The 4,189-nt window shown below is 38.6% G+C and carries 4 protein-coding genes; 3 read left to right on the forward strand and 1 reads right to left on the reverse strand.

Annotated elements, in window-relative coordinates; genetic code table 11:
• Positions 1–27: 27 nt before the first annotated feature.
• The 3 genes from L4B77_RS19520 to L4B77_RS19530 are packed head-to-tail and all read left to right on the forward strand — an operon-like array spanning position 28 to position 3,915.
• The gene (locus L4B77_RS19520; protein ID WP_429752490.1) at positions 28–1,344 is read left to right on the forward strand and encodes a tyrosine-type recombinase/integrase; all 1,317 of its coding nucleotides are present in this window, start codon (positions 28–30) and stop codon (positions 1,342–1,344) included.
• Positions 1,337–2,989: a hypothetical protein gene (locus L4B77_RS19525; protein WP_429752492.1), complete on the forward strand. Its 1,653-nt coding sequence runs from the start codon at positions 1,337–1,339 to the stop codon at positions 2,987–2,989. Before L4B77_RS19520 ends, L4B77_RS19525 begins: the two co-directional genes overlap by 8 nt.
• Positions 2,986–3,915 carry a hypothetical protein gene (locus tag L4B77_RS19530; RefSeq protein ID WP_429752494.1) on the forward strand — a complete coding sequence of 310 codons (930 nt, stop codon included), beginning with the start codon at positions 2,986–2,988 and terminating at the stop codon, positions 3,913–3,915. Before L4B77_RS19525 ends, L4B77_RS19530 begins: the two co-directional genes overlap by 4 nt.
• A 13-nt stretch (positions 3,916–3,928) precedes the next feature.
• On the opposite strand, the gene L4B77_RS19535 is transcribed toward L4B77_RS19530, so the two are convergent.
• On the reverse strand, positions 3,929–4,189 hold a 261-nt coding region (locus L4B77_RS19535), incomplete at its 5' end, for an IS3 family transposase (RefSeq protein ID WP_429748332.1).

The raw sequence follows: 4,189 nt of genomic DNA on the forward strand, positions 1-4,189 counted from the left end.
GGTGTGTAACTGACTTGTGATTTTGTAATGAATGAATTAAGTAAAAATGTTGCAGTAAAAACCTATAACGATACCGATGGGTACAGCTTCCCCCTCATTGTAAGATCTAGTGTATTTCCCGCTTGCTTGTACCTTAATGCTTATCTTAACGGAAACCATAACTCTCCACTTTCGACAGGAAAGAATAATGCAAGCACTCCAGCTTTTCATACACTAAAAAAATATGCCTACGAGTTAAAATTTTTATACTGTTATTTTATCAAGCAAGGTATCGATCTTGTTGAGCGTGTCAGCTCTGGTGAGTTTCTTTCAAGGCAAGAGGTCGATGATTTTGTTAGAACGTGCAAGCTTTATGCTGATGAAGGCACTATTGATGAAAGTAATATTGTAACAATTTCTGACAAGCGCATAAGAGATGCCATCCATGCAACTTCACATAGCCAACCACAAGTTTCTGCACACACATTACGTCAACGCTTAATTCGACTTAGAGCTTATATCGAATACTTGTTCGTTTGCCACCACTATGATCAAGAGCCAACTAATACTCAAGCCAGAGTGGACGAGCAGTTCAACAAATTTAAGTTATACATCAACACGTTTATTAGCAGGACACGTAAAAATAACACCATTGTTAAAGATGCATTTGAGTCAGTCATACCCTCAGATAAATTCTTTTATTTGCTTGAAATCATCAAAGAGAGTTCACCTGAGAACCCATTTAAATCCAGCAAATTAAGAAACCAAATCATCATGCAAATCCTAATTGACACAGGGGTTCGTGTTGGTGCAATTTTAAAGCTAAAAATCAGTGATTTGATTGATGATTGGGATAACCCTCGCTTCTTATTGACCAGAACCCCTAATGATCCGACTGATCCAAGGTTAGAACGCCCATCAAATAAAACCAAAGCGCTATCGGTTTCTATTTCCTCAAAGTTAATAAAGCTTATCAAGCTCTACATACAAACTGTGCGAACAGAAAACCCAACCGCACGTGAACATGACTTTGTGTTCATCTCAGAAAAAGGGACGACATCAGGGCAACCTCTCACTTATAAATCCATTCACAAAATCGTAGATAAATTTGGTGAGGCATTAGGTATCAAGCTTCACCCTCACAAGCTTCGTCATAAGTGGAACGAAGTTTTTGAAGATAGGGCGAGAGAACATGGGTTAACACCTGAAAAAATTGAAGATTTACGCAAGTATGCAATGGGCTGGGTTGAAGACTCGAAAATGGCATCCGTGTATAACGAATATCAATTGGCAGTCACCGTTGCTAATTTCTCATCTAAAACTCAATCGAAAGCTGTTCCGAATTTCAGAGGCGTTCATGAATGATAATCATATTGCAACTTTAATAAACGAATACGATGGTGAACGTATATTCAACGCCAAAAAAGATGGGTACTCTTTTGACGTATTTTCAGATACTTGGGAGCTAGGTTATAAAAACTATTTATACCTTGCCTGGATTAATACCTTAGATGTCAATACCAAAATCAGTCTAGATCTGCGGTTAACTATCGCACATGCAGCCAAACATTATGCGTACAAGTCCATAAATGGTCATGTTAGTACACTAAAAACCATTATCAAGTACCTCAACGTCTATGAGTTTAGAGCGTGGTGGTTAACTCTAGATACCTATAAAAAAACAGTTCGTGATGCGCTTCGTGCATTTTGTTGGCGTAAAGGCGAGTATGAGTCAATATCACTAACCCCTTTATACGAAGCTATTAAGAATGAAGCCTTAGGGCGTACTGGTGTAATAAAAGGTATTTTTGACGATGAAACTGGAGCCTACAGCAGCACAGAACATAATAATCTATTGGAAGCAATACGAATTGAGACTTTGCAAGCGTTGGATAACCAAGCTATAAAGCCACGGCCCATTATCCGAATTAGAAATGTTATTGCCTGTCAATTAATGCTAGCAATAGTCAGGCGCCCCACCCAACTGATACAAATCAAATGGTGTGATTTTTTACCAGTTGGTGAAGAATTCAGGCCCCATAAAGAGAGTAGTCGCACTTGGAATCCAGTTACACAACATCTCTTTTCAGATATTGAACAATTACACCTTCGAACCTTCAAGGGCAAGGATGACCAATTTCGAGGTAATGTAGAACCACGCTCACATCGCTTGAGCCCTGACTTATCAGATTTAATACTGAGATATTATCAGTCCTATAGAACAGAACTTTCCCAATCACTACTCCAGAAGAACATTACGCTAACCGATGAAGAAATTACCGAATTAATAAAGCGCTTGCCTCTATTACCAGACCAGAGTCTTTTCTCTTCTACGTTTCAATCAAAATCAGAACTATTTTGTACTGTTAGTGATACATCAAATGCATATCATCTGACGTCAGGTTCACTCACAAATAACATCACCAATCTATTTTATTCAAGACTAAATGTAGAAAGTGACCGTATTTCTAATAAACCATTGAAGCTGAGTAATAATAGGTGGAGGCATACCCAACTATCTCTGGCAGTATGGATGGGATTGAGCCCCGCACAAATAGCAATGATTACTGGAGTAACTATCGCAGCAATCCTACCATATTTAGATTTAAAAACACGAGAACGTGTCATGATAGACCAAGCTTACGCAGGGAATAATATAATTCAACGCTTTGATAGAAATTCAGTTAAAGAACTTAAAAAGGATCCTGACTTTAGTGTTAAAAGCCCTTTCGAAGAAGAGATTGGGTATCAAATAAACCCTGCAAACTGCACCAGTTGCCAATCAAAAGGAGGGGCTCCAATGGCATGCTACCCTTGTGGTAACTTTAGACCATTGGAAACTGCAAACCACCAACAATACTTAGATAAAGCTGAACAAAAATTAGCCCTCAACAGTCAGTCTGGACATCCTGCTACAGTCAACCGACTACAGATGATAATCATTTACATTAGAGCAACAATATCTGTTTGTAATGAAAGAAATACAGCAAAACTTCGAGGCCATGATTGAATACACTAAACCGATATATCAAAAACCAACGTGCATATGTTAGAGAAAAAAAGAAGCAACCTTTAACTGGATTCAGTAACTCAAAAGGGGATCAAGCTACTTGGGATGACATTGCTGTCACTTTCACCTATTCATGGGGCACTAAAATTAACTTCTTATTCAACAATCTTAATCAACCTAATGCGAGTATAAAATCGACTTTCACGCAAGCCGATCGATTAGATATAGAAGCACATCATTTAATTTTTGCCTACACACTCGACGTATTAAGCGAAAACATATCCGATAACAATAAAAGAGGCAAAGTCACCGCCTCAAGACAGTTTATATCTGCTCTTAGTGACAATGTAGCATCTACCAGTCTCGATGAAATCCAACGCGTAATTTATAATATTAAAAACCCTTCGCCACTTTACTCGTTTTTTAACTGGTTACGTAAATACAAGATGCTTCCTGTCAGTTGTACCCCTGTAATCCCAACAGTCGTCAAATCTACTAGAACCATGAATTGTGATGACGCTTTAAATGCTGAAAAAAGCAAAATTCCCGATGAAAAAGCACTAATAGCATTGGGGGCTATATTCAATGATGTAATTCCACAATACACCAATGAAGATAGACAAACATTCACGAACTTAGCACTACATCACCGTGATAGCTTCACCTGTACAATGGCTGCGCTAGCAATGGCATCGCCAAATAGAGTAACAGCAGAACAAACTTTATTGACAAAGCAGCGCATAAAATACCGGATTGAAAAAGTAGATAAAAAAAACGAAACAGTTCACTACCTGAACTGGTGTGGGTCTAAAGGATTTAAAGATTATCAGAACCATATCAACACTGAAATGGCTACAAGTTTAGATAGAGCATTGCACTACACGGCGATTGTCACAGAACCAGCAAGAGTGATCTGCTCCAGTTAGACTGGACACCGCATTAAGCTACATATTGTTTTTCAAAGTTAACTGGGCTTAGATACCCAAGAGCACTGTGCCTTCTTGTTCGATTATAATCAACTTCAATGTATTCAAAAAGCGCTTGGCGCATCTCTTCTCGGGTCATTATCGGCTCGTATTGGACGGCTTCTACTTTCATTGAGTGGAAAAAGCTTTCAACACAGGCGTTATCCCAACAATTCCCCTTCCTACTCATGCTTTGTTTTAGATTATGAGCTGCGATTAAATCTCGGTAGTCTTT

It is taken from the genome of Vibrio minamisatsumaniensis (assembly GCF_050337445.1).
GTDB classification, from domain to species: Bacteria; Pseudomonadota; Gammaproteobacteria; order Enterobacterales; family Vibrionaceae; genus Vibrio; species Vibrio artabrorum.

Excerpts from the sequence above, each read along its gene's own strand:
- L4B77_RS19520 (WP_429752490.1), top strand. The coding sequence starts at position 28 with ATGAATGAATTAAGTAAAAATGTTGCAGTAAAAACCTATAACGATACC.
- L4B77_RS19525 (WP_429752492.1), top strand. The coding sequence starts at position 1,337 with ATGAATGATAATCATATTGCAACTTTAATAAACGAATACGATGGTGAA.